This is a genomic window from Alkalihalophilus sp. As8PL, from assembly GCF_040939795.1.
GTDB lineage: Bacteria > Bacillota > Bacilli > Bacillales > Bacillaceae_D > Alkalihalophilus > Alkalihalophilus lindianensis.
On record NZ_CP162551.1, the window covers coordinates 3,541,356 to 3,567,909 of the forward strand.

Annotated in this window: 34 protein-coding genes; 27 read left to right on the forward strand and 7 right to left on the reverse strand. The window is 38.4% G+C overall.

The window, feature by feature from the left end; genetic code table 11:
* Nucleotides 1-5: 5 nt before the first annotated feature.
* The 8 genes from AB3N04_RS19385 (at nt 6) to AB3N04_RS19420 (ending at nt 6,228) form a co-directional block, all read left to right on the forward strand.
* Nucleotides 6-2,351, forward strand: coding sequence for an AAA family ATPase (locus AB3N04_RS19385; protein ID WP_368504191.1), 2,346 nt, complete (start codon nt 6-8; stop codon nt 2,349-2,351).
* A gap of 3 nt (nt 2,352-2,354) precedes the next feature.
* Complete coding sequence (locus AB3N04_RS19390) at nt 2,355-2,774, forward strand: acyl-CoA thioesterase (RefSeq protein WP_368504192.1); 420 nt, start codon at nt 2,355-2,357, stop codon at nt 2,772-2,774.
* Between the two features lie 73 nt (nt 2,775-2,847).
* A complete protein-coding gene (gene tlp, locus AB3N04_RS19395) occupies nt 2,848-3,075 on the forward strand; it encodes a small acid-soluble spore protein Tlp (RefSeq protein WP_317121147.1) in 228 nt (75 codons plus the stop codon).
* Nucleotides 3,076-3,263: 188 nt separating this feature from the next.
* Complete coding sequence (locus AB3N04_RS19400; protein WP_368504193.1) at nt 3,264-3,539, forward strand: hypothetical protein; 276 nt, start codon at nt 3,264-3,266, stop codon at nt 3,537-3,539.
* A gap of 34 nt (nt 3,540-3,573) precedes the next feature.
* Entirely contained in the window at nt 3,574-3,885 is a 312-nt protein-coding gene (locus AB3N04_RS19405; protein ID WP_368504194.1) for a hypothetical protein, read from the forward strand.
* Between the two features lie 61 nt (nt 3,886-3,946).
* Nucleotides 3,947-4,774 (forward strand): ammonia-dependent NAD(+) synthetase, encoded by an 828-nt coding sequence (gene nadE, locus AB3N04_RS19410; protein WP_368504195.1) that lies wholly within the window; start codon nt 3,947-3,949, stop codon nt 4,772-4,774.
* A gap of 87 nt (nt 4,775-4,861) precedes the next feature.
* Complete coding sequence (locus AB3N04_RS19415; RefSeq protein WP_317121315.1) at nt 4,862-5,344, forward strand: DUF4352 domain-containing protein; 483 nt, start codon at nt 4,862-4,864, stop codon at nt 5,342-5,344.
* A 17-nt stretch (nt 5,345-5,361) separates the two neighbouring features.
* On the forward strand, nt 5,362-6,228 hold the full coding sequence (locus AB3N04_RS19420; protein ID WP_368504196.1) for a PHP domain-containing protein: 867 nt from the start codon (nt 5,362-5,364) through the stop codon (nt 6,226-6,228).
* A 13-nt stretch (nt 6,229-6,241) separates the two neighbouring features.
* Here the strand turns inward: AB3N04_RS19420 and AB3N04_RS19425 are convergent, their stop codons facing one another.
* Nucleotides 6,242-6,907 carry a reverse transcriptase-like protein gene (locus AB3N04_RS19425; protein ID WP_368504197.1) on the reverse strand — a complete coding sequence of 222 codons (666 nt, stop codon included), beginning with the start codon at nt 6,905-6,907 and terminating at the stop codon, nt 6,242-6,244.
* A gap of 141 nt (nt 6,908-7,048) precedes the next feature.
* On the opposite strand from AB3N04_RS19425, the gene metA reads away from it, so the two are divergent.
* Entirely contained in the window at nt 7,049-7,963 is a 915-nt protein-coding gene (gene metA / locus AB3N04_RS19430; protein WP_368504198.1) for a homoserine O-succinyltransferase, read from the forward strand.
* A 41-nt stretch (nt 7,964-8,004) separates the two neighbouring features.
* Here metA and AB3N04_RS19435 read toward each other — a convergent pair whose 3' ends face one another.
* On the reverse strand, nt 8,005-9,528 hold the full coding sequence (locus tag AB3N04_RS19435) for an HD domain-containing phosphohydrolase (RefSeq protein WP_368504199.1): 1,524 nt from the start codon (nt 9,526-9,528) through the stop codon (nt 8,005-8,007).
* Nucleotides 9,529-9,637: 109 nt separating this feature from the next.
* Between AB3N04_RS19435 and AB3N04_RS19440 the strand changes: the two genes are divergently transcribed.
* The 6 genes from AB3N04_RS19440 (at nt 9,638) to AB3N04_RS19465 (ending at nt 14,663) form a co-directional block, all read left to right on the forward strand.
* A complete protein-coding gene (locus AB3N04_RS19440; RefSeq protein WP_368504200.1) occupies nt 9,638-10,483 on the forward strand; it encodes an alpha/beta fold hydrolase in 846 nt (281 codons plus the stop codon).
* Between the two features lie 74 nt (nt 10,484-10,557).
* On the forward strand, nt 10,558-11,784 hold the full coding sequence (locus AB3N04_RS19445; RefSeq protein WP_368504201.1) for an EAL-associated domain-containing protein: 1,227 nt from the start codon (nt 10,558-10,560) through the stop codon (nt 11,782-11,784).
* Nucleotides 11,785-11,917: 133 nt separating this feature from the next.
* Nucleotides 11,918-12,703, forward strand: coding sequence for a VLRF1 family aeRF1-type release factor (locus AB3N04_RS19450; protein WP_368504202.1), 786 nt, complete (start codon nt 11,918-11,920; stop codon nt 12,701-12,703).
* Between the two features lie 33 nt (nt 12,704-12,736).
* Nucleotides 12,737-12,940: a DUF2188 domain-containing protein gene (locus AB3N04_RS19455; protein ID WP_368504203.1), complete on the forward strand. Its 204-nt coding sequence runs from the start codon at nt 12,737-12,739 to the stop codon at nt 12,938-12,940.
* A gap of 147 nt (nt 12,941-13,087) precedes the next feature.
* Nucleotides 13,088-14,248, forward strand: coding sequence for an MFS transporter (locus AB3N04_RS19460; protein WP_368504204.1), 1,161 nt, complete (start codon nt 13,088-13,090; stop codon nt 14,246-14,248).
* Between the two features lie 211 nt (nt 14,249-14,459).
* A complete protein-coding gene (locus AB3N04_RS19465; protein ID WP_368504205.1) occupies nt 14,460-14,663 on the forward strand; it encodes a hypothetical protein in 204 nt (67 codons plus the stop codon).
* Between the two features lie 3 nt (nt 14,664-14,666).
* Here the strand turns inward: AB3N04_RS19465 and AB3N04_RS19470 are convergent, their stop codons facing one another.
* Complete coding sequence (locus AB3N04_RS19470; RefSeq protein WP_368504206.1) at nt 14,667-15,035, reverse strand: YppG family protein; 369 nt, start codon at nt 15,033-15,035, stop codon at nt 14,667-14,669.
* A gap of 11 nt (nt 15,036-15,046) precedes the next feature.
* The gene (locus tag AB3N04_RS19475) at nt 15,047-15,481 is read right to left on the reverse strand and encodes an Hsp20/alpha crystallin family protein (RefSeq protein WP_368504207.1); all 435 of its coding nucleotides are present in this window, start codon (nt 15,479-15,481) and stop codon (nt 15,047-15,049) included.
* Nucleotides 15,482-15,568: 87 nt separating this feature from the next.
* On the opposite strand from AB3N04_RS19475, the gene AB3N04_RS19480 reads away from it, so the two are divergent.
* The 6 genes from AB3N04_RS19480 to AB3N04_RS19505 all read left to right on the forward strand — a co-directional run bounded on the left by AB3N04_RS19480 (nt 15,569) and on the right by AB3N04_RS19505 (nt 19,820).
* Nucleotides 15,569-16,489, forward strand: a complete 921-nt coding sequence (locus tag AB3N04_RS19480) for a dipeptidase (protein WP_368504208.1) — start codon at nt 15,569-15,571, stop codon at nt 16,487-16,489.
* 68 nt (nt 16,490-16,557) lie between these two features.
* Entirely contained in the window at nt 16,558-16,842 is a 285-nt protein-coding gene (locus tag AB3N04_RS19485) for a HesB-like (seleno)protein (RefSeq protein ID WP_368504209.1), read from the forward strand.
* Nucleotides 16,843-17,113: 271 nt separating this feature from the next.
* Complete coding sequence (locus tag AB3N04_RS19490) at nt 17,114-17,884, forward strand: SurA N-terminal domain-containing protein (protein WP_368504210.1); 771 nt, start codon at nt 17,114-17,116, stop codon at nt 17,882-17,884.
* A 127-nt stretch (nt 17,885-18,011) separates the two neighbouring features.
* Nucleotides 18,012-18,911 (forward strand): chemotaxis protein, encoded by a 900-nt coding sequence (locus tag AB3N04_RS19495; protein WP_368504211.1) that lies wholly within the window; start codon nt 18,012-18,014, stop codon nt 18,909-18,911.
* A 68-nt stretch (nt 18,912-18,979) separates the two neighbouring features.
* Nucleotides 18,980-19,198, forward strand: a complete 219-nt coding sequence (locus AB3N04_RS19500; RefSeq protein WP_368504212.1) for a hypothetical protein — start codon at nt 18,980-18,982, stop codon at nt 19,196-19,198.
* A gap of 310 nt (nt 19,199-19,508) precedes the next feature.
* Nucleotides 19,509-19,820: a HesB/YadR/YfhF family protein gene (locus AB3N04_RS19505; RefSeq protein ID WP_368504213.1), complete on the forward strand. Its 312-nt coding sequence runs from the start codon at nt 19,509-19,511 to the stop codon at nt 19,818-19,820.
* 19 nt (nt 19,821-19,839) lie between these two features.
* Here AB3N04_RS19505 and AB3N04_RS19510 read toward each other — a convergent pair whose 3' ends face one another.
* Together AB3N04_RS19510 and AB3N04_RS19515 are read right to left on the reverse strand one after the other, a co-directional pair.
* Entirely contained in the window at nt 19,840-20,778 is a 939-nt protein-coding gene (locus AB3N04_RS19510; RefSeq protein WP_368504214.1) for a nucleoside hydrolase, read from the reverse strand.
* Between the two features lie 106 nt (nt 20,779-20,884).
* Nucleotides 20,885-21,112 carry a YuzF family protein gene (locus AB3N04_RS19515; protein WP_317121124.1) on the reverse strand — a complete coding sequence of 76 codons (228 nt, stop codon included), beginning with the start codon at nt 21,110-21,112 and terminating at the stop codon, nt 20,885-20,887.
* A 133-nt stretch (nt 21,113-21,245) separates the two neighbouring features.
* Here AB3N04_RS19515 and uvsE point away from each other — a divergent pair, with 133 nt between their 5' ends.
* The 3 genes from uvsE (at nt 21,246) to AB3N04_RS19530 (ending at nt 24,100) form a co-directional block, all read left to right on the forward strand.
* Complete coding sequence (gene uvsE / locus AB3N04_RS19520; protein WP_368504215.1) at nt 21,246-22,121, forward strand: UV DNA damage repair endonuclease UvsE; 876 nt, start codon at nt 21,246-21,248, stop codon at nt 22,119-22,121.
* Between the two features lie 73 nt (nt 22,122-22,194).
* Nucleotides 22,195-22,725: a peptide-methionine (S)-S-oxide reductase MsrA gene (msrA, locus tag AB3N04_RS19525; protein WP_368504216.1), complete on the forward strand. Its 531-nt coding sequence runs from the start codon at nt 22,195-22,197 to the stop codon at nt 22,723-22,725.
* Nucleotides 22,726-22,930: 205 nt separating this feature from the next.
* Nucleotides 22,931-24,100 (forward strand): alpha/beta hydrolase, encoded by a 1,170-nt coding sequence (locus tag AB3N04_RS19530; RefSeq protein ID WP_368504217.1) that lies wholly within the window; start codon nt 22,931-22,933, stop codon nt 24,098-24,100.
* Nucleotides 24,101-24,127: 27 nt separating this feature from the next.
* Here the strand turns inward: AB3N04_RS19530 and AB3N04_RS19535 are convergent, their stop codons facing one another.
* Nucleotides 24,128-24,367, reverse strand: a complete 240-nt coding sequence (locus AB3N04_RS19535) for a DNA alkylation repair protein (RefSeq protein ID WP_368504218.1) — start codon at nt 24,365-24,367, stop codon at nt 24,128-24,130.
* 141 nt (nt 24,368-24,508) lie between these two features.
* Between AB3N04_RS19535 and AB3N04_RS19540 the strand changes: the two genes are divergently transcribed.
* The 3 genes from AB3N04_RS19540 to AB3N04_RS19550 all read left to right on the forward strand — a co-directional run bounded on the left by AB3N04_RS19540 (nt 24,509) and on the right by AB3N04_RS19550 (nt 26,527).
* Entirely contained in the window at nt 24,509-25,093 is a 585-nt protein-coding gene (locus tag AB3N04_RS19540) for a TetR family transcriptional regulator (RefSeq protein WP_368504219.1), read from the forward strand.
* A 72-nt stretch (nt 25,094-25,165) separates the two neighbouring features.
* Entirely contained in the window at nt 25,166-26,062 is an 897-nt protein-coding gene (locus tag AB3N04_RS19545; protein ID WP_368504220.1) for a cation diffusion facilitator family transporter, read from the forward strand.
* 117 nt (nt 26,063-26,179) lie between these two features.
* The gene (locus AB3N04_RS19550) at nt 26,180-26,527 is read left to right on the forward strand and encodes a DUF5665 domain-containing protein (RefSeq protein WP_368504221.1); all 348 of its coding nucleotides are present in this window, start codon (nt 26,180-26,182) and stop codon (nt 26,525-26,527) included.
* Nucleotides 26,528-26,554 lie beyond the last annotated feature (27 nt).

Consider the following 26,554-nt stretch of genomic DNA (forward strand, 5'->3'; position numbering starts at 1 on the left):
CAATAATGATGAAAGAAAAATGGACGATGGATCAGATTGAAAAGTGGTTAATACAGGTTGATGAGGATGCCAAGCAATTTCAAGAGGCAACCGCGCTTCAATTAATTAGACAACTAAAAGAGGAAGACGCAACACAACAGACCGATGCAATGACGTCAGAACTGTATGCAAGACTTGCGGCAAAAAGAATGGAACGTGTGGAGTCTGCTCATGATCATTTAGTGATGGAATGGATGAATCAAGCTATTTCATTCAATCCAACAAATGAAATCGCCCATACCGTTCGATTGAAAAAGATCTTAATGGAATGCAGACAACTGCCGATTCCTACCAAGTTTCCTCCAATACGTGAAACGGACCATGGCAGTGCTAAGAAAAAAACAGCCGAATTGTACCATGAGCTAGCTACACAATTTTTTGAGTTGGATGAAAAAATGCTCGATCATTTTTCAGATGCTGAACAATCCATTAAATACACAAAGGAACCGCCATACGAGTCCTTAATTTTAACGTTGCAACAAACCTATGCTGCCTTCCGTGAGCCTTTTTCTGTTATTGAATCTGCTACTAAGGAATATGCGAATTCGTTAACAGGGATCTATTATTCTGCTGCCCAGTTTAAGCAAATTCATCATGCGGTGTTACAGATTGAAGCGGCTAAAAAGGAATGGGAAAGTCAGCTTGAATCTTTTGCGCCTGAAAAGAAGTCACAAACGGCGCTTGAAGAGCTCGATTCCATGATCGGCTTAGAAGATGTTAAAAAGAGGATCGCTAAGCTTTATCAGTTTCTGCAATATCAAAAGGCAAGAAAAGAACAAGGTTTTCGTTTTAAAGATGAACTGAGCCTACATATGATTTTAACCGGTAACCCTGGCACAGGTAAAACTCGATTAGCTAGGCTTATCGCCACTATTTATCATGAACTTGGCTTGCTCGAGCGACCTGAGGTGTACGAAGTCGATCGTTCTCAATTAGTCGGAGGCTATATCGGTCAAACAGAGGAACAAACGACTCAAGCGATCGAAAGAGCTCTAGGGGGAGTCTTGTTTATCGATGAAGCGTATAGCTTAAAGCGTGCTGGTCAAACGACACAAGATTACGGGCAAGCCGCTATTGATACACTTGTCTCTGCTATGACGAGTGAAAAATATCAAGGGGAATTTGCTGTCATATTAGCAGGATATCCTGTGGAAATGAGAAATTTTCTTCGAGCCAATCCTGGCCTTCGTAGTCGTTTTCCAGATCAAAACCATGTGCATATTAATAACTACTCAACAAGCGAGCTGGTTGAGATGGCTAAGCAAGTGGCAATTGATAATGATTTCGTTATAACTGAAGGGGCAATTGCCACTCTTAAAGAGCGAATTGAGCAGCAGCAAGTAGATGAGTCATTTGGAAATGGGCGAACGGTTAAAAACATTGTGCTAGATGCCATTTTTCAAAAAGGGGCATCCGTCTCACTCGATCAGGCAAATTCCAATGACTTCTTATTACTAGAAGCGTGGGATTTTGAAGCTAAGGAAAAGAATGAAAACGTAGATGAGGCGAACCCAATTGAGCAGCTCGATGAACTTGTTGGACTAAGTGATGCAAAAAAAGAAATTGAACGGTTAACTTCGTTTGTAAAGGTTCAACAGCTTAGACGGGACCACGATTTAGAGACAAGTCTACTTGAACTACATGCGATTTTTAGTGGGAATCCAGGCACTGGAAAGACAACTGTGGCGAGAATTTATGCCAAAGCACTTCATCAATTAGGTCTCCTAAAACGAGGACATGTTGTGGAAGTCAGTCGAGCAGACCTTGTTGCAGGTTATGTGGGTCAAACAGCCATTAAAACAAAAGAAAAAATTGTAGATGCACTTGGTGGTGTTCTTTTCATTGATGAAGCTTATTCACTAAGCTCTAGCGGTGAAAATGACTTTGGAAAAGAAGCATTAGCAACCATCGTACAAGAAATGACGATCCATAAAGAGAATCTTGTGATTATCATGGCAGGCTACAAAGATGAGATGCAACAATTATTATCGATTAACCCTGGCTTACGCTCACGCTTTAAAAATACCGTTCCATTTCGAGATTTCACCGGAGATCAATTAAGAGAAATGATGACAAAGAGAGCAGACCAACTAGGGTATACGTTTGAAGGTGATGCACAAGCGATGCTTCATACTATAGTGCCAAGTGAGGGGCATCCAGGTAATGGGAGGTATGTAGCGGGGTTACTCGATTCACTCATTCAAGCTCAAGCAAGTCGCTTAATGGAAGAAGATACACAACAGATGAATAAAGAGATGTTACAAACAATTACACGTGAAGATATAGATGTTGTGCAAAATATGGAGGGGTAGAGAATGTTCATTTCAGAAACGAATGTTGAAGTAAGGTATGCAGAAACGGATCAAATGGGTATTGTCCATCATTCAAATTACGTCATTTGGTTTGAGTTAGGGAGAACACGCCTTATTAAGGAAATTGGCTTTAACTATGCACAGATGGAAGCAGAGGGGATCTTATCGCCTGTGATGGACATCCAAGTATCCTATAAGCACCCGGCAACGTACGGGGAAGAAGTAACGGTGAAGACGTGGGTAGAACGCTATGATGGGATTCGAGTCGTGTATGGATATGAAATTATAAATGAAGCAGGGCAGACATGTGTCACCGGTGAAACTACACATTGCTGTGTCAAAAAGGATTCATTTAGACCGATTTCCATCAAACGACAACTTCCTGTTTGGCATGAAGCGTACGAAAAAATAAAAAAATCATAAATCCTCGTATGAAATAATCGTGGGCTTCCATACTAAGGGACGTACCACATCTTATGTTGCGGAGGGATTTTTGATGGCAAAACCAGATAATCGTGCAGACAATGTTGAAAAATTACAGCAAATGAAAGAAAACACCCAGCACAATATCGAAGCCGCTGAGGAATCAATGGCGAACACAGATATGAAGGATGAGCAGAAGCAACAAATTAAAGAGAAGAACGCTCATCGTCAAGAGAGTATTGAAGCATTCGATGCTGAAATGAAAGATGAAGCACAAGCTAGAGAAAATGGCTACAAATAAGTCGTTGGAGAGTGAGGCAGATGCCTTGCTCTTTTTTCCTTTCTATCATTTTCTTATCAATTTCCATAAACGGACAAAAGTTGCTTAATCGTCAGTAAAACTAGACGAATTGCTACAAGATCTCTTAAAGGGTCCATTTCGTTTTTGTGGAATCTATTGATAAAGAAAATCATGGAAGGGAAAGATGAATGATGAAGAATAATCAAAATGAAATGAATTGGAAAAAATTCTCGTTTGTCGTCAAACAAATGCAATCAGATAACCCAGATGTTCGTGAGCTCGCTGTGCAATCATTAGATAGAATGGTTGAATCTGAAGTGACTGGATCTCAATTGAAACTAACCGGTTCAAGCTCCACACCTTCCACGTCAAAAAAAGATGATGTTATGCATAAAATTCGCTTACTACAAAAGGATAAAGAAAAAAAGCAAGTTAGAAGAAAAAAATGGTTTGCCGTGATATGATAAGGCAAACAAGAGCAAATGAGGTGTTAGCAAGTTGGCATTTGGGATTACAAAGAAAGAGCTAAAAGCATGGAAACAAAAGGCTGATCGGGGCGAGATTGCGTTTTTAACTCACTACTGGATTGATGATCGATTTCCGGGATGTACATCTGTTACCAAAGTCGCTTGTTCAGATATGAAAAAGCTAGTAAGCTGGGGTAGGAATTATGGCTTGAAGCCTGAGTGGCTTGATTGTCATGATCGCTACCCTCATTTTGATTTGGTCGGACAAACCCAATATGAGATTCTAAAACAAGAGGGAATGCTTAAACAGCTTTCTCGTTTTCGTGTTTTAGACAAACTTTAAGTTTGAGATATTGGTATAATAGGAATACTTACTATAGAAGTAAAAATGAGGAGGGGTTATCATGGCTACTATTCAACAACAAATCCAAGAAGAACTACATACAAAGCCAACCATTGATCCAAAGGAAGAAATTAAAACAAGGGTTCAATTTCTTAAAGATTACTTAGTGAAATCACACACAAAAGGATATGTACTTGGGATCTCTGGAGGTCAGGATTCTACGTTAGCTGGTAAATTAGCTCAAATAGCAGTAGATGAGCTGAATGCTGAATCTAGTGATTCGACCTATCAATTTATTGCGGTGAGATTGCCGTACGGTATTCAGCATGATGAAGATGATGCGAATCTTGCGATGGAGTTTATCGAGCCTAGTGTGTCGAAGTCGGTTAATATTAAAGCAGCTGTTGATGCAAGTGAAGCAGCCTTCAACGAAGCTACTGGTCAAGAAATGTCTGATTTCAACAAAGGAAACACGAAAGCACGCGAACGTATGAAAGTTCAATTTGATTTAGCTGCTCATTATGGGTGTCTAGTTATCGGAACGGACCATGGTGCAGAAGCAATCACAGGATTTTTCACAAAATATGGAGACGGTGCTTGTGATGTTGCCCCGTTGTTCGGATTAAACAAGCGACAAGGAAAAGAACTTCTAAAAACATTAGAAGCTCCAGAACGACTCTATGTTAAAGTTCCAACTGCGGACTTAGAAGATGATAAGCCAGGTCTTCCTGATGAAGAAGCTTTAGGAATGACGTATGATAATCTAGATGATTATTTAGAAGGTAAAGAGGTAGAGGCTTCTATTGTAGAAAAGATTGAGGCTAGATACCGTATGACGGAACATAAACGTCAATTACCTGTGACGATCTTTGATAGCTGGTGGAGATAAGAAAAGTCATGAAACTTTTCACTCCAGCATATCGTATAAAGGTTGTTAAAGAATGAAATGAACACCGGTTGAGGAGAGGAAAGCTTGATGAAAGGCAAATTTGTATTATTAGCGGCATTGTTGATCCTACTTGTTTTAGTAGGGGGTTACTCATTTAGTAGTATACCTACCTCTAGCTTAGATGGACAAGAAAGCATGGGTAGTGTAGAACGCGGGGAGCAAACAAAAGAAATCAATGGATTAAAAATGACTGTGAACAACGTTCGAACAGAACCAATTGAAAATAACGATAATCATTACGTGATCATTGACTTAACTCTTGAAAATGTAGGATCAAATGTTCAGGAATTCACCTTATTTAAAGTGACGTTAGTAGACTCAGAAGGCTATGCCTATTCACACTCTTCAAGAGTTGAAACAAAGGGTATATTAGGTGGGCAACTTCACCCCGAACGTAAAAACCGCGGGGAAATAGGCTTTGAGGTTCCTGTTGAACAAGAGTATGAGTTGGTGTATACGGATCATCTAAGAACAGGCCAAGTAACTTGGCCAATTACTTTAGACGAATAAAAGGAGCTGTACAGTAGATGGCAATAAATAAAGATAGTGATCTGCATATGCACTCTACTGCATCAGATGGAAACTATTCTCCAGACGATTTGATGAAAAAATGTTACGAAGTCGGACTGAAAATCGTTGCTCTAACAGATCATGATACGGTTCAAGGGGTTCCTAAAGCAATAGAAGTAGGACGTTCCTTAGGATTAACCGTTATTCCTGGGATTGAGCTTTCGACGAAAATTCATGGTAGAAGCGTTCACATTCTCGGTTATGGGATGGACTACGAAAATCATGAAATGCTAGCGTTTCTTAGTGAACAACAGCAATATCGAAGCGAACGATTGAATCAGATGATAAATAAATTATCCCAGTCTGGCGTGCAGCTATCTCGTGCCGACGTGCTTAAGCATGTGGATGGTGGAAGCATTGGACGACCTCATGTGGCAAAAGCAATGATTGATGCGGGGTATGTCAATTCTGTTAGTGAAGCATTTGATCAATTTCTAGCCGAAGGGAAACCTGGATTCGTCGAAAAGCAAAAAGAGATGACGGTCAAAGAGGCCATTGACTTTATCCATCGCTATAATGGGGTTGCCGTTGTGGCACATGCTGATTATTACGGATTAGACGAGGAAATTGAGTTATGGGTGCGCGAGTGGGGCTTAGATGGAATTGAAGTATTCCATCGCGATCATAACGCCGAAACGGTTCAACGGTACTTAACGTTAGTGAATCAAATTGAGGCGAATACAGGAGCAGAATTGTTGCTTACAGGTGGATCTGATTTTCACGATGAAGAATACGGTCGTGTACCAGAACCGCTCGGTGTCACAAGGTTGGCAGATCAATATGCTGAAATTCTTCTTCAACGAATTAGTAAAAGCGACTCTTAGCGAGTCGCTTTTTTTAGGTTGAACGCTCCTTCTTCCCGGAAATCTTAATCCCACTTAATGCTTGATTCGCAAGTTGGTCGGCCTCTTTGTTATCCTTACGTTCAATCTGTACATATTGAACTTCAAGCTTCATTTTTCCTTTCAAGTCGTCTATCTTATCTAACCATAAACGATAGTTTTCTTCATAGCTAGGCCATTCACCAGAAGCTTGGTTGACGGCTACTTGTGAATCTGAGTAGAGAGTAATCGTTTGGTGTCTAACCTCATTTTCCTCTAATAATTGCATCGCTACATGCATCGCCGCAAGCTCTGCTTCATTATTATCTGTTATGTATTCAATTTGTTCATTTCGACGGATTCGCCATTTTTTCTGATGTTGGGTAAAATAAATGACGATACCCAGTCCAGCTAATTTCGTGTTTTTATCGTAACCACCATCTACATAGACACTGACATCTTGTGGTTCCGTTTCATGGATTTTCGATAGTTTATCTAGTTCTTTCTTTGTCCAACTACGATCTTGTTGATCGAAGTACTCAATTGATTTTAATCGTCCACTCTTTTCTAAGTCAGATGATAGAAGGAGAACGTCGTTAAGCGTCATAAACTCTGACTGCATGAAAAAGGTGCGATTTCCTTTAGGTATACGGTAGATCCACTCAATTCGAATTTTCATCATCTAACATCTCCTTAAATGATTGATTAACATTGAATTTTGTGATAATTTAAAACAATCGTTATAATTTTAGTTTAACAGTTTATTGTAATGAAGGACATCTCTTTATCATTTAGTGATTAAAGAAAAGGAGCGCCGAGATCTATGCCTATCAAGATTCCAGATCACCTACCTGCAAAAGAAGTACTGAACGCTGAGAACATTTTTGTAATGGATGAGAGCCGTGCCTACTCACAGGATATCAGACCATTGAAAATTATCATATTGAATTTGATGCCAATTAAAGAGACGACAGAAACGCAATTATTACGATTATTGGGGAACACGCCCCTGCAAGTAGATGTATCTTTTTTATATCCAGATACCCATGTTTCAAAAAATACACCCCAAGAGCATCTTCGTTCATTTTATAAAACATTTGAAGAGATTCAGTCAAAGAAATTTGATGGAATGATTATCACAGGTGCTCCAGTTGAGAAGCTTGAATTTGAACAAGTTGATTACTGGGATGAACTCAAGCGGATTATGGATTGGAGCGTGACAAACGTTACATCCACTCTCCATATTTGTTGGGGTGCACAAGCTGGCTTGTATCATCATTATGGCGTAAGAAAGTACGAGCTGGAGCAGAAATTGTTTGGCGTTTTTACCCATAGTATTGAACAACCAAATGTAAAGTTAATGCGTGGCTTTGATGATGAATTTTTAGCACCCCACTCGAGACACACAGACATTCTTCCTGATGAGATCGAAAAGGTCCCTGACCTTGATATCTTAAGTATGTCAAAAGAGGCTGGCGTTTATTTAGTGGCAGCTAAAAATGGCAAACAAATCTTTGTAACAGGTCACTCTGAATATGATACATGTACATTAGAAGATGAGTATAGACGAGATGTCGAAAGAGGTCTTGATATTTCTTTGCCTGAAAATTATTTTCCACAAAATAATGCAGAGGCTGCGCCAAAACTAAGATGGCGTGCACATTCGAATTTGCTTTTTTCCAACTGGCTTAACTACTATGTATATCAAGAGACACCTTATGATTTAAGTGAATATTAAGACGGGAAAAACCTACGCTTAGTAGGTTTTTCTTTTCTGTTTTATGAATGCGTGAAGAGAGATGAGACTTCTAGTTGGTGTTCATCTATCAACCACTCACAGAAGTAGTCAACAAACTGGGCATCCCATTGAGTCCCTTTTCCTTCTTGTAGAATCGTTAAGGCCTTTTCTTTGCTCATTCCCATGCGATAAGGGCGGTCTGAAGTCATCGCATCATAAGCATCTGCTACAGCTAATATTTTCCCGTATAAGGGGATTTGATGATCAATTAATTGATCAGGATACCCTTTTCCATCAATTCTCTCGTGGTGAGAACGTACTCCAGGTATTAGTTTCTCCATCAATTCAGCCGGTTGAATGGTTCTCAAAATATCTTCTCCTAGAACGGGATGCTGTTGGATGACTTTAAACTCTTCTTTCGTCAAGCGTCCATCCTTTAGTAGAACATGATCAGGGACACCAATCTTTCCAATGTCATGTAGAAGGCCTGTTTTTCTAAGAATTAAAAGTTGATGTGCGTCCAAGCTTGCTTTCTTACCTATTTGAACCGCATATTCAGCTACACGCAGCGAGTGTCCAGCAGTATAGGAGTCTCTTGCATCAAGAGTTGTCGCTAACGTTTCAAAGAAGCTTTCATATAATTGATTGTTCACATTCTCCCTTAATTCAAGTCCTTTCACCATATGATTAAATCCGTGAATGGTTTGTGAGAATTCATCTGAGTAATAATCGGATGCCCGGACAGTAAAGCAACCCTCCTGGACTTGTTTCATTTTCGAATGCAGTTGATTTAAAGGCTGTTGCACAATCGAAAACAAAAGTCTCGCCCCATACAAAGATAATCCGCAACCTACTAGTAAAACAAGCATAGACCAAATCCAATAGATCTCGATCAGTAAGGCTTCTCCTTGACTAAGTCGCATCTGTGTAGCCAAGCTAAAAAGAAGTAAAGGGAAGGCGCCAAATAACAATGCACTTAATTGAAATTTTGTTTTTAAAGAAACTACTGTTTCCCCTTCTAATGTGAGTTCTTGGTTATACCGTTGGAGCGCTTCTTGTTGAACATGATCCAAAAGTGGGAAAATGGCACTAGATGTATGATAGTACTCAATCATGGCGTGCATACCAGCAATTAAGATTGCACAAACTAACCCATATAAAATGTATTCATAAGGGATATGAAGCAGCTCAATTTCAATAAAAAAGATCGTAAGTAAGATCGCAGGGACACTAATGCCAATTAAATGAGGTCCAAGAATTCGATACCCAGTCAATTTAGGAAAACGATGAATCTGATAATAGGCTGCTTTCAATTCTTGAAATGTAGGATTTTCAGTTAAGAAAATATGCTTGATAGGCTTCGTATGACGTCTAAAAAAATAAAACTCAATGGAGATCATCGTTAAAAAAGAAAGGAAAACAACAACTCCTAAAGGAAGAATATCCCGTGCTTCTAAAGAAAGGGTCGTTGGGATTAGTACAACGCCTACGCCGATAACTGCTATTAGAGAGCCGAACAGATAATAGATCCCTACATTCTTTACGAAATTTTTATAAACAGACAACTAGTGGTCCCCCTTTATAACTGACACGTCGCAGGTCAATATACCTACTATATTACGATTTAAAAGCGAGTGAAACAACACAAAGATTAATTAAGATGAGGGATGGGATATGAAAAGGGAACATTTTTTGAAATCGGTTGTGTATTTAAAGGAGACGGATCTATATTACGAACGGTATTTTGCACGAAAAGAAAAGCGAGGTACATTAGTCTTTATTCATGGATTTGTTTCTTCTAGCTATAGTTTTCGTTACTTGATTCCTTTTGTCACCAAGCATTATGAAGTTCTTTGTATGGATCTACCAGGGTTTGGACGGAGTGGGAAGCAAGGGAAGTTTTGTTACTCATTTCAAAGTTATGCAGACCTTGTCATCTCATTAATCGAGTTGCTTCAATTAAAAAATGTCACGGTTGTAGGTCATTCAATGGGAGGGCAAGTGGCCTTGTATACAGCGAGAACGAAGCCAAGCTTAATTTCTTCTATTATTTTGTTATCAAGTTCTGGTTACTTAAAGCGGGTAAAAAGACGATTTATTTATGCCTCTTACTTTCCTTTTGCCAAAAGAGCGATGCGTTGGTGGATAGCAAAGCGAAATGTGAAGCAAATGTTTACTCAAGTTGTGCATGATAAAAAAGCGATCACTCAAGAGGCGATCGATGAATATAGTTTACCCCTTGCAGATCCCCATTTTTGTGATGGACTGGTTGGATTAATGAGAACAAGAGAAGGTGATCTTGGTAGAGAAGAATTGCAAAGAATTACTCAGCCTTGTTTGATTTTATGGGGGGATGAAGATCGGATTATTCCTGAGAGAATCGGGAGGCGGCTAGCACAAGACTTACCCCATGCAGAATTTTTTTGTTTTACAAAAACTGGTCATTTACTATCGGAGGAAAGGCCTAAGGATGTGGCAAGAAAGATCCTTGCTTTTTTAAAGGACCGATCAAGCTCATAAAACTAGCGAATCTCTCTTAAATCACTTCTATTTTAAATATGGTATAATTATCAAAGTAGAAGGTGTTTTTGGGGGTGAGCATATTGGATCCATTAGACGTCATGATGAATAAAGATCGGGTTGTACCATACTTCCAAGCGATTGTAAGTGCCGATAAACAATTAGTAGTTGGCTATGAAGTGCTCGCTAGATTTCAAACTGAAAATGGAGTCGAGAGCTTAGGGTGGTTCTTTCAAGATAAAGCGATACCAGATGAGTATCGATTCGAAATACAGGAACATCTACAAAAACTTGCAATCACTAAGTATTTACAGTCGAATCAATCAAGTATATTATTTTTCAACAATGATATTGACCTTTTATTAAAAGATGATGGCGAGAGCCTCTTAGAGACATTGAACCCTTTCTTAAAAAAAGGATTAAGAGAAGATCAAATCGTGATTGAATTTAAAGAAGAAGAAATTCTCGATAAAGTGGAAGAGTGTAAACATCTACTAGCCTACCTTCAAAGCCTAGGGATTCGAATTGCGATTGATAATGTAGGACAATCAAATAGTAATCTAGAGCGGATTGCGATGCTCTCACCTAATATTGTTAAGGTGGATACCGGCTTTTTAGAGAATAATTCATTACCACATCTCTATCGTGAGGTGCATCATTCTCTTAGTATGCTATCGAGAAAAATTGGGGCTACTTTGTTATTTGAAGGTGTCTCAACGTTCAATCAGTTAAACTATGCTTGGCGCAATGGAGGTCGTTATTATCAAGGCTTTTATATGGGGATGCCAAAAGATGACTTTATCGAAGAAGACTCATGCAAAGAAAGACTTCAAAAAGAGTTTCAGCATTTTATCACCTTTGAACGTAAAAAAATGGAAGCTCAATTAACGTTAACGAATGATTTAAGTTTACAAATTAAACAGACGATGAAACGAATTGAAGCAGATGATACATATGATGAAGTAGTTACAAAAATAGCTGAAGATTGTAGCGATTATGCGTTTCGGATTTATGTATGCAATCAGGATGGTTTTCAACTTTCTTCAAACATTGAAAAAGATCCAAATGGTCACTGGTCTTTATTAGAAGAGGGACGCTATAAAAACTGGAGTTGGCGCCCATATTTCCTTGAAAACATTGTTCGAATGAATGTTGAAAAAAGAGGGATTTTATCTGACCTGTATGCTGATATTGAAAAGGAAGAACATATTAGAACTTATTCTTATCCGATCTCTGGTGATGCTTTTGTCTTTGTCGATATTCCATACACGTTTTTATTTGAACAAAATGACTTATTATAAACAGATAAAATGGGGCATATGTCTCCATTTTATTTTTGTTTACAAAAATAAGGTTTAATTACCAAAAACTTAGGTTATAGTTCTCTAACATTGGAGAATATACTCTCCCAAATTAAAGGAGGACTAAACATACATGGCATTAGAAAAAGAACTCCAGCAATTACGGGAACAACGTTGTGAAGATGGATGTTTAACAATCTACTTAAACACGGATCAATCAAGTACAGACCAGAAAAAAGGGGAATGGAAGATCCGCTTGAAAAATGGTCTAAGTAAACTTGAAGAGTATATTCAAGCAAGTAATGACGAGGAGCTTGCCTCTTATAAAAAGCTGAAAAAAATTGCATCTAAGGAAATTCCAGACATGCAAACGACTTTAACACGAAGTCTCGTATTTCTAGGTTCCTCAACAGGTGAGTGGCAAATTAAACAATTGAATGTTCCAGTAGAAAATGAATTTAGATGGGAAAAGTATCCTGCTATTGAACAATTAGAAAAAATTCAGACTGATTTTCCAAAGGTAGGGGTCCTTGTCGTGCAGAAGCTTGATGTTCTGGCTATTGAGACCAGTCTAGGAGAAGTTAATCAAGAATTTACGTATAGCTGGGACATTGATGATGAGGATTGGAAAGAATATGAGGGAACAGCTTCTACAGACCGTACAGCTTCTAGTGCAACGCATAAAGATCAGTATGAACAACGTTTTGAAGCAAACCAACAACGCTGGTTTAAGCAACTGGCTCAAGTTATTCAGAAGAAAGCGAAGCGAGCCGGCTGGGATACGATTTATTTATCAGGTTCAAATGAGGCTGTTGCTGAATTTGAGAAACATTTAACCTATCGTAATGTAAAAGTCATTCATAAGAATTTTACGAAAGCTAAGGGACATGAAATTATCGGAGAAGTGCTAGCTTCTTAGAAAAAGACATAATGTTTTAAAGGAGTGTTAATCATGAAAGAATATAGTGTCGTACCAAACAAGGATAGCTCAGCATGGATGGTGAAGATCGAAGACGTTTCACCAGTTCATTCTTATAATACAAAGATGGAAGCGATCGATAAAGCAAAAGAACTAGCCGTGGAAGATAAACCGAGTAAAATATCTCTATATGATGGCAATCAAGAATTAGAGGATGTTTTAACATTTACATCTTAATCCTTCGTACAGCTTCTCTTCCAAAGAGAAGCTGTATTTATTTGTGTTGAGACTAGACTGAAAATAGTGATATTTCCTTTTGCACTAGTAAATGACAATCAATGGGAGTATTCTATTAAAGGAATGATAGTGTTAGGAGAGGGTTAGATGGAGTATCGGTCAGTGTATCGGTTAATGGCCTATTTGTTTTTTGCCTACTCGACAATGACGATTGTGATGAGTTATATACCGTTGTATTTCCAGGCAGATGGTCTCAGTGGAAATCAAGTAGGTATATTAATGGCGATAGGTCCATTTGCCACAATTATTGCCCAACCGTTTTGGGGTTATATGAGTGATAAGTACAAAACAATAAAGAGAATGATCATCATTAGTGCATGTGGGGTGGTTGTAGCTACGTTCAGCTTTATGTTTATGAGTCAATTTTATGGCTACCTTGTGATGATGTTTATTTTATTTCTTTTCTTGTCCCCATTAACAGCTCTAGGAGATAGCTTGTCACAAAAAACAGCCACATTAAAAAGTGTGAGCTTTGGTCGTATAAGAATGTGGGGATCACTTGGCTTTGCTACGACATCCTTACTTACCGGCTATGTATTATTAGTTATAGGCGTCGATCGCTTAATGATTCCGATGCTGATAATGGCTACTTTAGCATTAATTATGGCTTTATCGATTAAGGATGTTAAAGGAACAAACAAGCCAGTGACCATCATCAGTGCGTTAAAAATAGGTCTTGATCGTAAATTGATGTTATTTTTATTATTTGTCGTTTTCATATCGATTACCCACCGAGCGAATGATAGTTATCTAGGCTTATATATTGTGGATCTTGGCGGTGTTGAATCGTTAATTGGCTGGGCATGGTTTATTGGAGTCTCGGCAGAAGCACTCGTTTTTGCTACAAGTCCTCTATGGTTTAAGAAATGGCAACCATTAACGTTTGTCACAGTAGCCGGTTTTATTTATAGCATCAGGTGGTTACTTATGGGATTAGCAACAGCACCATGGATGATCCTACCTTTACAATTGGCTCATGGCATTACGTTTGGAATGTTTTACATTGCTGGGTTTCAATTTGTAAATAAATTAATTCCTGAACACCTTCAAGCAACCGGGCATGTTCTCTTTATTACTACGTTCTTCGGATTGTCTGGGATATTTGGTTCATTGTTTGGAGGATGGATGATTGATGGATTTGGTCTAGAGGCTCTCTATTATTGTCTTGCAGTAAGTGCTCTTGTTGGTGCAGTTGGGTTAATGGTATTTAAGTCTATGAATGATCCAACACCAACTATAGCGAAGTAGTGAAAACAACTCGATTGTGAGTTGTTTTTCTTTTTTGTAGAGGTTTTACAACGAGCAGTCAATCTTATACACTGATAAGAAGAAATAAGGAGTGGGGGTGAAATAAATGAATGTTGTTTTAACTGAACGAGGAGAAACGTATTTAAGTCAATTAGATCGATCGAATAAATCAGTACGTATTGTTGCACGGGATACATATGAGTGAAGTACGATGATAGAGTTTTACCTCGCTCTGGATGAGCGAGGCGAAGAAGATGTTGAAATCAACGTCAATGGAATTTCCTTTATTTACGATCAAAAAGCAGAAGAAGAAATTGGTAATTACTTAAAAGTGGATGTTGTTCCTTCACAGGGAATCAAATTAATTAATGCTAATCAAACACTCGCTTATGGTCTGATGATGAAAGAAGTGTAATCATTACTTTTTAATGAATAAGGCACTCATTTGCTTAACCAGCGGTGAAACTTGTTTAACAATAGGTGAGACTTGTTGTACGGTTTTAACGACTTGGTCTACTGTTTGAAACGTTCTTCCTACATCAAAACTTCCATCTTCTCCAGTGAAAGCAGCCTTCATTAATGAAGGTTTCTTAGGAGGGCTCCATGACTGTGGTTGCCCAAAACCTTGATAACCTGGTGGGATGGAAGATTCTTGTTTCCATCCTCGTTTTTTAGGTTGAGGCTGATGATGCATATAATTCATAGGACCGTTGGGAGGACTATGATAAGGCTGGTAATAAGGCATATGATGGTGGGGAGATGGCCATTGTGGATTTGGCTGATACATAATGTTTCCTCCTATTGAATATCAATTCTTTGATGGGTAATCGGAATTTGAATAGAAAGCAAGCCGTTCTTGTAATGGGCATTCACATTCGATTTGGATAGGTGAAAGCCTAGTGGGATAAATCGTTCCCGAATACGAATGGATTGATGCCTTTCTTCTGTCCGGGTCTTGTCTTCTTGAATGAGTAATTCTTCTTGTTCACGCACTTTTATATGAATGCCTTGGTTATAGACATCGAGTGAAATTTGCTTTCGATCTACACCCGGCAATTCAGCTTCAATCAATACTTGTGATCGTTGATTGCTCACTCTGATCGGGATGGTTTGGGAAAACAATGGGTGATCAACAAGTCTTTCATGGGTTTGTTGGAAGAAGTCGTCGATCGATTTTAAAATGTCCTGATAGCCTTGAGGGAGCTTGCTGGACCATGATTCTTTTTCAGACACTGAAAATCCCTCCTATAAGTGCAAGTACTTACAAGTATATATATGAGATAAACACACAAAAGGTGAGTAGATAAGGAGGGGGAAAGCTTGAGAATTATCGATACGCATTGTGATGCATTGTTAAAGCTATGGGAAAAACCATCAAGGTCCTTCTTTGATGATCCAGCGATTGAAGCGAATGCCAGCCGCCTTCATGCTGGTAGTGTCGCTGCACAATGTTTTGCTATATTTGTGGAACCATTTATTAAAAGTGATCAAAAATTTCAAGCGGCATTAGAGCAAGCAGATCTTTTTCATGAAAAAGTGCTACAAACACCGAACATGAAATGGGTTAAAAGTTGGTCTGATCTTGATTCAATCAAAGACAATGAAGTTGGGGCTATTTTAACGCTAGAAGGCTTAGATTCGATAGGGGATGATCTGACCAAATTACGAACTCTTTTCAGGTTGGGAGTCTTATCAGTTGGATTGACATGGAATCAGGCAAATCTATGCGCGGATGGCATTGGCGAAGCGCGTGGGGCAGGGCTGACGACGTTAGGCAAAGAAGTAGTCCAGTTAAATAATGAGAACCTTGTGCTGACGGATGTGTCTCATCTAAGTGTCAAAGGATTTTGGGAAGTTATGGAGCTGGCTGACTACCCGATTGCTAGTCATTCAAATGCCCTTTCGCTTTGTGATCACCCTAGAAATTTAAACGATGAGCAAATCCAAGCTCTAGTTAAAAAGGAAGGGTATATTGGAGTCGTATTTCACCCTATTTTTGTAACAGGTAATGAAAAAGCGACCATTTCTGACCTGATCACACATATTGATCACTTATGCAGTTTAGGTGCTACAGACCATATTGGATTTGGATCGGACTTCGATGGGATCGCTGTACATATCGATCAACTTGAACATTCGGGCCAGTATGATCAATTAATCAATCAACTTCTCAAGTATTATCCTGAAGAGGTTGTCAAAGGCTTTGCTGGTGAAAACTTTATACGAATGCTACCAAAATAGAAATAGAAGTTAAGGGATGAAAAATAGAGGCTGATGGAGTATACTAACAACGAAGTGAGGTGAAAGAGATGAATATTACAGATAGTGCAAGATCGTTTCTTGAAGAAACACTGGCTGAACACGGTTTAAAAACGATTCGTGTTGTTTTTGCAGGCATGGGCTGAGGAGGTCCTAAGCTTGGGCTGGCTCTGGATGAGCCGGCAGAATCTGATAAACGTGAAGTCATTAATGGCATTGATGTTGCTTTTGAAGAAGGAATTTATGATCAAGTAGCGACTCTAACGCTTGATATGCAGAAGACTGAACAAGGCGAAGGTCTTGTAATGGTTGGTGGCGGACAGGATTGCTGTTAACGTAAAGACATTAATGGGTTCTTGAACCCATTAATGTCTTTTACTTATAGACTTAATACATTTATTCAATTACATAATTTTTCAATATCTATTGAATGATCGATAGAAGGACCTAATATATCAAGGTTTAATCAGATTTTAATTTGACAAACTTTCATAATGGTCCTAAAGAGTAATGTATGAATAGGTGGTTAAAAGTGTACAAGCATGTAGATTGGCTTGGATTATGTTACAATCATCACATGCTTTAAGATAAGAAAGGGGTTTACTTATGAAAAAGAAACTAGGACTTGGCATGGCGGCTATTGCTTTAGCTATCACGCTTGCAGCATGTGGAGACAACGAAGAGACAGAAGTCGAAACAGAACAACCAACAGAGGAAACAACTGATGAGGCAGCTGAACATCCAGAAACAGAAGCGCCAAGTGAGTTATCTTTAGATACAGAGGATATTCCAGATGTAGTTGCAACCGTTAATGGAGAAGATATTGACAAAGACGATTACGTTAATGCGCTTGAATCACAAGCGATGATGTATTCTCAATTCGGCATTGATTTTAATGATGAAGAAGGACAAGCAATGCTTGAAGAATTAAAGACTGTCATTCTTGACGGGTTAATTGACGACCGTTTATTAATTCAAGCTGCTGAAGATGTAGAAGTATCAGAAGAAGAAGTAAACGCTGAACTTGAAATGGCAATGCAACAAGCACAAATTGGTTCAGAAGAAGAACTTGAGCAATTGTTAGAAGAACAGGGCTTTACAGTTGATGATATTCGTGAAGACTTTGAGAGACAAATCAAAGTTCAAAAGTACATCGAAGATCAAACAGAAGCTCCAGAGATCTCTGAGGAAGAACTTCAAACTGCTTATGATCAACAAGTAGAAATGGCAGAAGAAGCTGGCGCTGAGGAAATCCCTTCATTTGAAGAGCAACGTGATACCATTGAAGCTGAGTTAATTCAAGAAGCTCAAATGGCACAACGTGATCAAATCGTTGCGGAACTACGTGAAGATAGTGACATTGAAACAAACGTTTAATACGAATTTGGAAGAGTCTACAATACTGTAGGCTCTTCTTTTTGAAATAAATCTTGCTTACTCATTCTTTTATCCTATACACTTACAATATAAAAAGGCATAGATTTACCTAATTTGGAGGAATGACATGAACGGGCATACGGACATTTTACTAGATAGTGGTACAAATGAATTAGAAGTTGTTATGTTTAAAGTAGCTAATGGGACATTTGGAATCAATGTTCTTAAAGTAAGAGAAATTATTAATCCTCTCCCGATCACAGCTACACCGAATGCTCATCGGCATGTGGAAGGGGTTATACGTTTACGACAAGAAGTGATTCCTGTAGTTGATCTTGCACAAGTATTGAACCTACCACCATCTAATGAACCAGATCAAGACAAATTGATTGTAGCTGAATTAAATAAAATGAAGGTTGCTTTTCATGTACATAGCGTCTCACGTATTCATCGTATCTCTTGGGAACAAATAGAGAAGCCAAGTGAACTCTCATTAAATGCTGAAAGTCACACGATTGGTATTGTGAAGCTCGAAAGTGAAATGTCGTTATTACTAGATTTTGAAAAAATCGTCGTTGATATTAATCCGAAGACAGGGTTAAGTTTGGAACAAGTAAAGAATTTAGGGCCACGCGATCGATCCGAGAAAAGTATTGTTATAGCAGAAGATTCCGCCGTATTACGAAAGCTTCTTCAAGACACCTTAACAGAAGCTGGCTACGAACGACTGTCTTTCTTTGAAGATGGGAAAGCAACTTGGGATTATTTAGAGAGGTTAGTGAAAGAAGATCAAACCTTTAAAGTGGACTTAATTATTACCGATATTGAAATGCCTCAAATGGACGGACATCATCTAACGCTTCGAATCAAACAAGAAGAACATTTAAAACAAATTCCGGTGATTATTTTTTCTTCTTTAATTACAACGGACCTTTATCATAAAGGGGAGAAAGTCGGGGCTGACAAGCAAATTAGTAAGCCTGAGATCGTTGAGCTTGTTGAAACGATCGATTCATTTGTTCAATAGGTAAGTGCTCACCGATTCGCCTAGTTTGCATAAGATACATCATCTTATCAAAAAAATGGGGCGATTAGATGGCAGCGAAGAAAAAGTCTTCAAAAGCAAAACATGTACCAAAAAAGACGGCAAGCGAAAAATATGCTTATACATTAAAATCGGTCACTTCTGAGACCTGCATAAAGTGCAAGACTCCTTGTTCAAGGGGGATGGCATATGTAGAGAAGATGAGTGCACCGGGAGCAATAGGAAAAGGTGTTCCTTGTATTTTAACTAAAGGAAAAGGGTTCAAATAAAACGTGAAGCTTCTGCTTCACGTTTTATTTTTGTTTTTTTAATTCTTTTAATAACTGATCTTTTTGATCTTCATTGAGAGCACCCATTTTAGTGAGTAGATAAGCATATTGAATGATTCTTTTTTTACTTCCCATACCCATCTCTCCTTTTCTTTACTACAACTTATTCAGTAAACAGCAAAAATGTTTCTACAAGGAAACATTTTAGGCGTAATTCAATCTATAAACGGAAAAAATGGACATTTTCAACGTTTTCTTGTTACACTAATTTTACAATGGATCCGTTCGATATAGATTAGGAGTGAAACGTTTGGACATTCAAATTACAAAGCCTGCACTTACTTGGTTTAAAGAGGAATTCAATTTAAAAGGTGAGGGAGAGTTTATTCGCTTTTTTGCCCGTTACGGTGGATGTGGAAATATCCAGAGCGGCTTTTCACTTGGTATTAGTCAGGACCCACCGGATAAAATCGGCTCAAAAGCTGAACTTGATGGGATTACTTTTTTTATCGAAGAAAAAGATCTTTGGTATTTCAAGCATCTTGACTTGAAAGTGAAGTATAGCCGTAAGTTAGAGGAAATTGAATTTGTCTATGAAGAACAACAAACTGAAAAAGAGTAAAGTGAAGCCAGCAGATTAACTATCTGCTGGCTTTTGTCATGATCTTAATGAGGTGTTCTTCAAAAAAGGAATCATTCATTTGGGTCGCAACACGGTGTATGGGTGCCGGGGGGAGTGTTTCATAAGGTCGCATGTCAGCAATGGTTAAGCCCCTAGCAATACCAGTTTGTTCTTGGACGTAAATCAAATAGTTTTGATACGTAAACCAGTCGCTGTTTGTTAAAGCGATCATTGGAATTAAATCATGAATAGGACTTCCTTCAATATCAGGAATTTGTGTTTTATAAAATTCGTAATAGAAATCAAGAATTGGGTATAAGATATCTCCACATCCAGGCACATCTAGTTGTTTCGCAAGTTCAGGTGTAATAAAAATATGATCGGTTATATTAAGAGGAAATAAGGTGACATTTTTAGCGAATTTCATCACAATATGAGCTGCAATCGGGTCGCCATAAATATTGGCTTCTGCAACAGGCGTAACATTACCCGGTACAAAAAAAGCGCCTCCCATTACATAATAATCATTGATTGCTCTCATCAAATTAGGGTAAAGAAGAAAAAGAGTCGCAAGAGTCGTTAAGCGGCCTAGTGTGACAATTGTAAGATCGCTTTTATGTTTGATGAGTATAGGTATGATCTCATGAAAATTCTCTTTTAGCAGATCCTCTGAATTAGGGGGTGTGAAGGGTCCAAGACCATAATCACCGTGAATGGTCGGTTGCAATACAGGGTCTTCTCCATTTAACGCCCGTTCTGCGCCTGAGAACACAGGTACATCTGTACGTCCCAATAATTCCAATAAGTACTGAACATTACGTAGGGCAAAGTGCCGACTTGTATTGCCATATTCAGCAACAATTCCTACTACCTCTAGTTCAGGATTTGAGAAAGCATAAATAAGCGCAATCGTGTCATCAATACCAGGGTCACAAAAAATAAGGATTTTCTTTTTCATCGACATCACCAATAATTGGAATTTATTTCATCCTATGCTGGGGTGTTAATCTGTTCCATAAAAAAGATCTTCTCACACACTCGGAGAAGATCTTCGTTCCGCCTAATTAGGTTGGCATGATCCACACAATTTGTTGAATACGCACAAAAAAGGTAGAAGAGCTAGATTCTATGACAACATGGTCAGGCTTAACATCGGCCACCGTTCCACGAACATTTCCGCGAGTTGTTTCAATGACCACATCAGCACCCATGACAGATTGAAGCGTTTGTACGACATAAGGGTCAACAGAACTGATCATTTGAGGGACTTGATAATCATTTTGGTTATTCATTTTAATAGGTCCTCCTCTAATTTTAATATCAATATCATCCTATGCAGTCACATCTGTTATGTGTTTGCCTATTTCATAAAAGGTTGAGTCAATTGAGAAAATAGGAGGCTAATAGAGAAGAGGGGTGAAAGTAATGAAGATCGGTTATGCCTGCCAAAATATGACGATCCCTACTCGATTTCGCACATGTCGTCTCAAAACCATGGAGAAAGAAGGAATGGAAAAAATTAAGGAATTAACATTAGCAAATATCGCTATGCTGAAGCAAGTCATTGAGTGGAACATTGAGAACAATATTACTTTTTTTAGGGTGAGTAGTGATATGGTTCCTTTTGCCACTCATTCAAAAATGACGTGGAGCTGGCAAGATGATGAAGAGGTAAAAATGAATCTTTCGGAAATCTTAGAGCTCCAAAAAGCACATGGCTTACGCCTATCCATGCATCCTGGACAATATACGATTCTAAATTCGCCAAAAGAACATGTCGTTGAAAATGCAATAAAAGACTTAGAATACCATGCCGACTTTTTAGAACGGATTGGTGGAAGTGATATGATTATTCATACAGGTGGGGCATATGGAGATAAAGAAGCAGCTAAAGAGGCTTTTATCAAATCCTATTTAACACTTTCAGATAAAGTTCGTTCTCTACTCAGGTTAGAAAATGATGATAAAACGTTTCATAGTCGTGATGTGCTCTCAATCCATGATCAATGCGGTGTGCCAATCTGTTTTGATCTTCATCATGAATTATGCTTCAATCGGTCTTTGAGCGAATTAGAACTCATCATCGAAGAAGTTCTTTCTACATGGAAGCACACCGCACTTCGACCCAAAATGCACCTTAGTTCTGGGAAGAAAGCAGAGAATGACCCAGCCCATGCAGATTACATTCGAGAAGAAGATTTTGAAAGAATGCTTATTCTTCTTGGAGATCAAAAAGTTGATATTATGCTTGAAGCCAAAGCGAAAGAAAAAGCACTTATCAAGCTCTTAGACAATAAATAATGAGCAGTTTAAGTGAGGATTGTCTAAAGTTTGTGCTATACTACTACAACAATAAGTGGAAGTAGGTGTGCTGATGTCTCAAAAAAGAGAGAAGGCAATGTTTGCTGGAGGGTGTTTTTGGTGTATGGTGCAGCCATTTGATGAACAACCTGGCATTCTTGAAGTGTTGTCAGGCTATAGTGGGGGAGAGATCGATAATCCGACGTATCAACAAGTAAAGTCAGGTGAGACTGGACATTATGAAGTCGTACAAATTACATATGATCCTGATCTCTTTTCTTATGAGAAGTTACTATCACTTTATTGGCCACAAATAGATCCAACTGATCCGCATGGACAATTTCAGGACCGAGGCTCACAATACCGTACAGCTATTTTTTATTACACAGAGCAACAAAGGGTCCAAGCTGAAGCTACAAAAACTGAAATTGAAAAAAGTGGTCGCTTTAAAAAGACGATTGTGACAGAGATTTTGCCTGCTAAAACGTTTTACCTTGCTGAAGAGAAGCATCAAAAATTTTATAAAACACATAAAGAAGAATATAAACTTGACCGAAAAAAATCCGGCAGAGACGAATTTATTAAAGAAAACTGGAATAAGTGAGAACAACCCTACTATAAACATATAGTAGGGTCTTTTCACTCTTTGGGGACAATCATCATATAATAGATCAACGCATGTTATGTACAATTATGTACTAATTATGTAAAAATATAAAATAATTATGAAAAATTATAGTAAATATATACTTTTTTCTGATATAATAAAACAAAAGAATTGAAAAAGTCAGTTAAAAGGAGCGTGCTTCATGCCTTCCGTTTTTCATAAATTGAAATATGGTCTATTAATTACTGTTCTCACGCTGAATATGTTAGCATTGATCGTTGTTTTATCTGTGCATGTGTGGACGTATACTGAAGCAGGTAAAGTTCCTCCAAAAACAGCTGTTCTCCTGCATGCTGTTCATCACAACTTAGTTACATCGGATATGAAACCACCTAAATTTTTCGTGCAAAGTGGGAGTCCTACTTTTACAAGAGAAGAGCTAGCCATTCCGGTGAGTGATGGTAGTGAGATAGAGGCAAGAATGTATCGACCTATTCAAGGGGAAAAGCATCCAGTCATTCTTTATTATCATGGTGGAGCCTTTATGAAAGGCTATGGGGATATTAATACTCATGATAATATCGTGCGAACACTTGCTGCAAGAACGAAAAGTATTGTGATTGCTGTTGGATATCGTGTAGCACCTGAACACCCATTTCCAGCTGCAATTGAAGATAGTTATGATGCTTTAGTATGGGCATATGACCATGCTGAGGAATTCGGTGGAGATCCATCTAAAATCGCTGTAGTTGGAGATAGTGCTGGAGGAAACTTAGCAACGGTTGTTTCATTAATGGCTAGAGATCGTAAGGGGCCAGAGGTTGCTGCACAAGCGCTGTTGTACCCTCTAACTACATTTCAAGATGTTGAATTTGATTCAAGAGGTGTATATGATAGTGGATATTACCTCCTTTCTAGAAATGTGATGATGAGGGCTAGAGATTCATATACACCTGATGAGAATACATGGGCTCTTCCGTACACATCTCCACTAGAAGCTGAGCATTTATACAAAATGCCTCCTGCGCTTGTCATAACGGCAGAATTTGATCCTTTGAGAGATGAGGGAGAAGCGTACGCAAAGCGTTTGGCTGAGCACGGGGTAGCTGTTCGAGCACTGCGTTATAATGGAGTGATGCATGGATTCATTTCATTTTATGAAGTCATGTATCGTGGGAATCACGGGTTAAACCAAACAGCAACATTTCTTAACCAAGTTTTTCACGAATCACCACAATATGAACCATATCACCTCCATGTATATGACGGGGTAGAACAATCGAACCACTTTCGTGAAGAGGCCGAAGCTTATGCGATTGGAAGCTTCTTATTAGGCAGGCAAGCACTTTCTATGATCCCATTTACACAATAAAAAGCGAAGCAACGGCTTCGCTTTTTTCTATGCTTGTGCACGTTTGATGAACATTCTTTCATCTTCAATCAATCCACATGAGCCACATTGAACCTTTAATTCTGGACCACGGTACGGAGTATGAAAGGGGTCAAGTTTATCTTGACTGTATTGCTCTATTAATGATCCATCTTGGGGGTTCAGTTTAACAGGTGTTGCCACTTGCTGAATTAAGTTAAAGCGAGAACGGTTTGTTTTACAACTAGGACACAAATAAGGCGAACTCATAAGAACAACCTCCTTTTACGGGTAGTATGTGCATCATTCATCATTTCTAACAGAATGGATGCAAAAGCCGTTCTATTGAAAAGAGAAGAGGAATAGTCTATAATAAAAATGAATGACAGTCAGTCGTTTTTGGAGGCGTTAATGAATAAAAAACAAGAAACGAAATATGAACTAATCTTAAATGCAGCATTTGAACAAATGAAAGAGAAAGGGTTTGAAAAGGCTTCGATCTCGCAAATCGTCAAGCATGCTGGGGTCGCTCAAGGGACCTTTTATTTGTATTTTGATTCAAAAGGGGCGATTGTCCCCGCTATTGCCGAGCGGATACTAGAAGAACAATTAGGGCTTATAAAAGGTGAAGTGCAAGAGAACGATTCGATTGACCGAATTATTGAGGTGTTAATCGAACAGACATTTAAATTGACTGACAGGAATAAAGAAGTAATCAAATTTTGTTATTCTGGCATTGCTTACTACGATTCTTTTCAACGTTGGGAAGATATTTATCGACCATATTACCTGTGGCTTGAAAAGAAATTAGAGAAGGCCATCGCTGCAAAAGAAATACCTCAACGGAAGTCGATTGCTCATCAAGCCATTTTTATTGTAGGATTAATCGAACAATCGGCAGAAAATTATTTCTTAACGGATGAACCGAAAAAAGACGAAGAATTGAATTTATATAAACAAGATTTATATCATTTTATTAAACGTGCAATAAGCTGATGAGATTCATTAGCTTAGCACAATCTAAAAATGACTGACGTTCAGTCATAATAAATATAACGAGGTGCTAAAATGAGTGAAAAAGGCGTATTAATGTTATCAGTATATGGTGCGCTCCTATTTGCTGTAATCGGTGTGGTCTGGGGATTGATGATTGATTCTCAGATGATTTTATTTGATGGGGGATATTCCTTTATTAGTGTGGTTTTGTCCCTTTTATCGTTACTAGGAGCGACCTACATTAAAAAAAGAGATGAAAAACGATTCCCTTTCGGTAAAGAAGTCATTGAACCGATCATAATTATAGCTAAGTATGTGGTTATCCTTTTACTATGTGTTGTCGCATTGATTTCTTCAGGTTACGATCTTCTAAACGGAGGGAGAGAGGTTGCACCTGGATATGCATTAGCTTATTCTGTACTTTCAACGCTTGGTTGTTTAGTCGTATTGTTCTTCCTTACAAAAAGAGCTAGAAATAGTCAATCAGGCTTTATAGAAGCAGAACAGAAGCAATGGTTAATGGATACCCTTTTAAGTGTAGCGGTATTACTAGGCTTTCTTTTTGCTACCCTGCTAACTTATACAAAGTACGTTTATTATGTGGTGTATATTGACCCGTTAATGGTCTTACTTGTTTCTCTTTATTGTTTAAAGTTACCATATGTGATGATTCGCGACCATGTACGTGAAGTACTCGAAATGTCGCCTGCCCCTCAAATTCAATCCCATATTCATCAGTTGGTTAAAGAGATGGAGCAAAAATATCAATTTGTTGAGTCAGTCACTCGAACTTCTAAAGTAGGAGAGAAATTATATATTGAAATTGACTTTATCCTGGATGCTTCTTCAAACGCGCAAACAGTTAAAGAACATGATCTCATTCGTGAAGAAATGGACCACCAAATGAAGGGTATCGGTTATACACAGTGGCTTACGATCTCCTTTACACAAGATCGTAAGTGGGCGTAAATGAAACCTCTCTCTCGCTAAATAGAGCGTAGAGGGGTTTTTTGGTTTATTTCAACATATAGAAGGGTATGTGTTACTAAGACAAAAGATGAACGATTACTGAAGGGAGGGGTTACGATGGGTCTGAAAAAAGAACAAGAACAAAGGAAGCTTCCTCCTAAGCACCGGGATGACGAAAAGCGTCATGATGAGAATGAACGGTTCGAGAAGTTATTAGACAAGCTAGAGGATATGACCACCAATGGACGTTTAAAAGATATGGCTTATCATTTTACAAACAAAAAAGAAGTGATTAAAGTTAACTTGCTAGCTGGTATGGCAAGGGGGGTTGGGTTAACAATTGGAACAGCTATATTTATTGGTGTGCTCATATTTATTTTAACCCAAATGATTTCACTGCCGATCATTGGTGAGTGGGTTGCTGAATTTTTAGAAATGGTCGATCAGTATCGTGAACAACCGTAAAGGTTAAACTATTAGAAGAGGTGATAC

Coding starts and splice junctions, on each gene's coding strand:
- AB3N04_RS19550 (WP_368504221.1), top strand. CDS start 26,180: ATGGGTCTGAAAAAAGAACAAGAACAAAGGAAGCTTCCTCCTAAGCAC.
- AB3N04_RS19400 (WP_368504193.1), top strand. CDS start 3,264: ATGATGAAGAATAATCAAAATGAAATGAATTGGAAAAAATTCTCGTTT.
- AB3N04_RS19515 (WP_317121124.1), bottom strand. CDS start 21,112: ATGAATAACCAAAATGATTATCAAGTCCCTCAAATGATCAGTTCTGTT.
- AB3N04_RS19470 (WP_368504206.1), bottom strand. CDS start 15,035: ATGTATCAGCCAAATCCACAATGGCCATCTCCCCACCATCATATGCCT.
- AB3N04_RS19420 (WP_368504196.1), top strand. CDS start 5,362: ATGGCAATAAATAAAGATAGTGATCTGCATATGCACTCTACTGCATCA.
- nadE (WP_368504195.1), top strand. CDS start 3,947: ATGGCTACTATTCAACAACAAATCCAAGAAGAACTACATACAAAGCCA.
- AB3N04_RS19510 (WP_368504214.1), bottom strand. CDS start 20,778: ATGAAAAAGAAAATCCTTATTTTTTGTGACCCTGGTATTGATGACACG.
- AB3N04_RS19425 (WP_368504197.1), bottom strand. CDS start 6,907: ATGATGAAAATTCGAATTGAGTGGATCTACCGTATACCTAAAGGAAAT.
- AB3N04_RS19385 (WP_368504191.1), top strand. CDS start 6: ATGATGAAAGAAAAATGGACGATGGATCAGATTGAAAAGTGGTTAATA.
- AB3N04_RS19500 (WP_368504212.1), top strand. CDS start 18,980: ATGGCAGCGAAGAAAAAGTCTTCAAAAGCAAAACATGTACCAAAAAAG.
- AB3N04_RS19495 (WP_368504211.1), top strand. CDS start 18,012: ATGAACGGGCATACGGACATTTTACTAGATAGTGGTACAAATGAATTA.
- tlp (WP_317121147.1), top strand. CDS start 2,848: ATGGCAAAACCAGATAATCGTGCAGACAATGTTGAAAAATTACAGCAA.
- AB3N04_RS19450 (WP_368504202.1), top strand. CDS start 11,918: ATGGCATTAGAAAAAGAACTCCAGCAATTACGGGAACAACGTTGTGAA.
- AB3N04_RS19415 (WP_317121315.1), top strand. CDS start 4,862: ATGAAAGGCAAATTTGTATTATTAGCGGCATTGTTGATCCTACTTGTT.
- AB3N04_RS19390 (WP_368504192.1), top strand. CDS start 2,355: ATGTTCATTTCAGAAACGAATGTTGAAGTAAGGTATGCAGAAACGGAT.
- uvsE (WP_368504215.1), top strand. CDS start 21,246: ATGAAGATCGGTTATGCCTGCCAAAATATGACGATCCCTACTCGATTT.
- AB3N04_RS19440 (WP_368504200.1), top strand. CDS start 9,638: ATGAAAAGGGAACATTTTTTGAAATCGGTTGTGTATTTAAAGGAGACG.
- AB3N04_RS19460 (WP_368504204.1), top strand. CDS start 13,088: ATGGAGTATCGGTCAGTGTATCGGTTAATGGCCTATTTGTTTTTTGCC.
- AB3N04_RS19540 (WP_368504219.1), top strand. CDS start 24,509: ATGAATAAAAAACAAGAAACGAAATATGAACTAATCTTAAATGCAGCA.
- AB3N04_RS19530 (WP_368504217.1), top strand. CDS start 22,931: ATGCCTTCCGTTTTTCATAAATTGAAATATGGTCTATTAATTACTGTT.
- AB3N04_RS19535 (WP_368504218.1), bottom strand. CDS start 24,367: ATGAGTTCGCCTTATTTGTGTCCTAGTTGTAAAACAAACCGTTCTCGC.
- msrA (WP_368504216.1), top strand. CDS start 22,195: ATGTCTCAAAAAAGAGAGAAGGCAATGTTTGCTGGAGGGTGTTTTTGG.
- AB3N04_RS19465 (WP_368504205.1), top strand. CDS start 14,460: ATGATAGAGTTTTACCTCGCTCTGGATGAGCGAGGCGAAGAAGATGTT.
- AB3N04_RS19490 (WP_368504210.1), top strand. CDS start 17,114: ATGAAAAAGAAACTAGGACTTGGCATGGCGGCTATTGCTTTAGCTATC.
- AB3N04_RS19545 (WP_368504220.1), top strand. CDS start 25,166: ATGAGTGAAAAAGGCGTATTAATGTTATCAGTATATGGTGCGCTCCTA.
- AB3N04_RS19455 (WP_368504203.1), top strand. CDS start 12,737: ATGAAAGAATATAGTGTCGTACCAAACAAGGATAGCTCAGCATGGATG.
- metA (WP_368504198.1), top strand. CDS start 7,049: ATGCCTATCAAGATTCCAGATCACCTACCTGCAAAAGAAGTACTGAAC.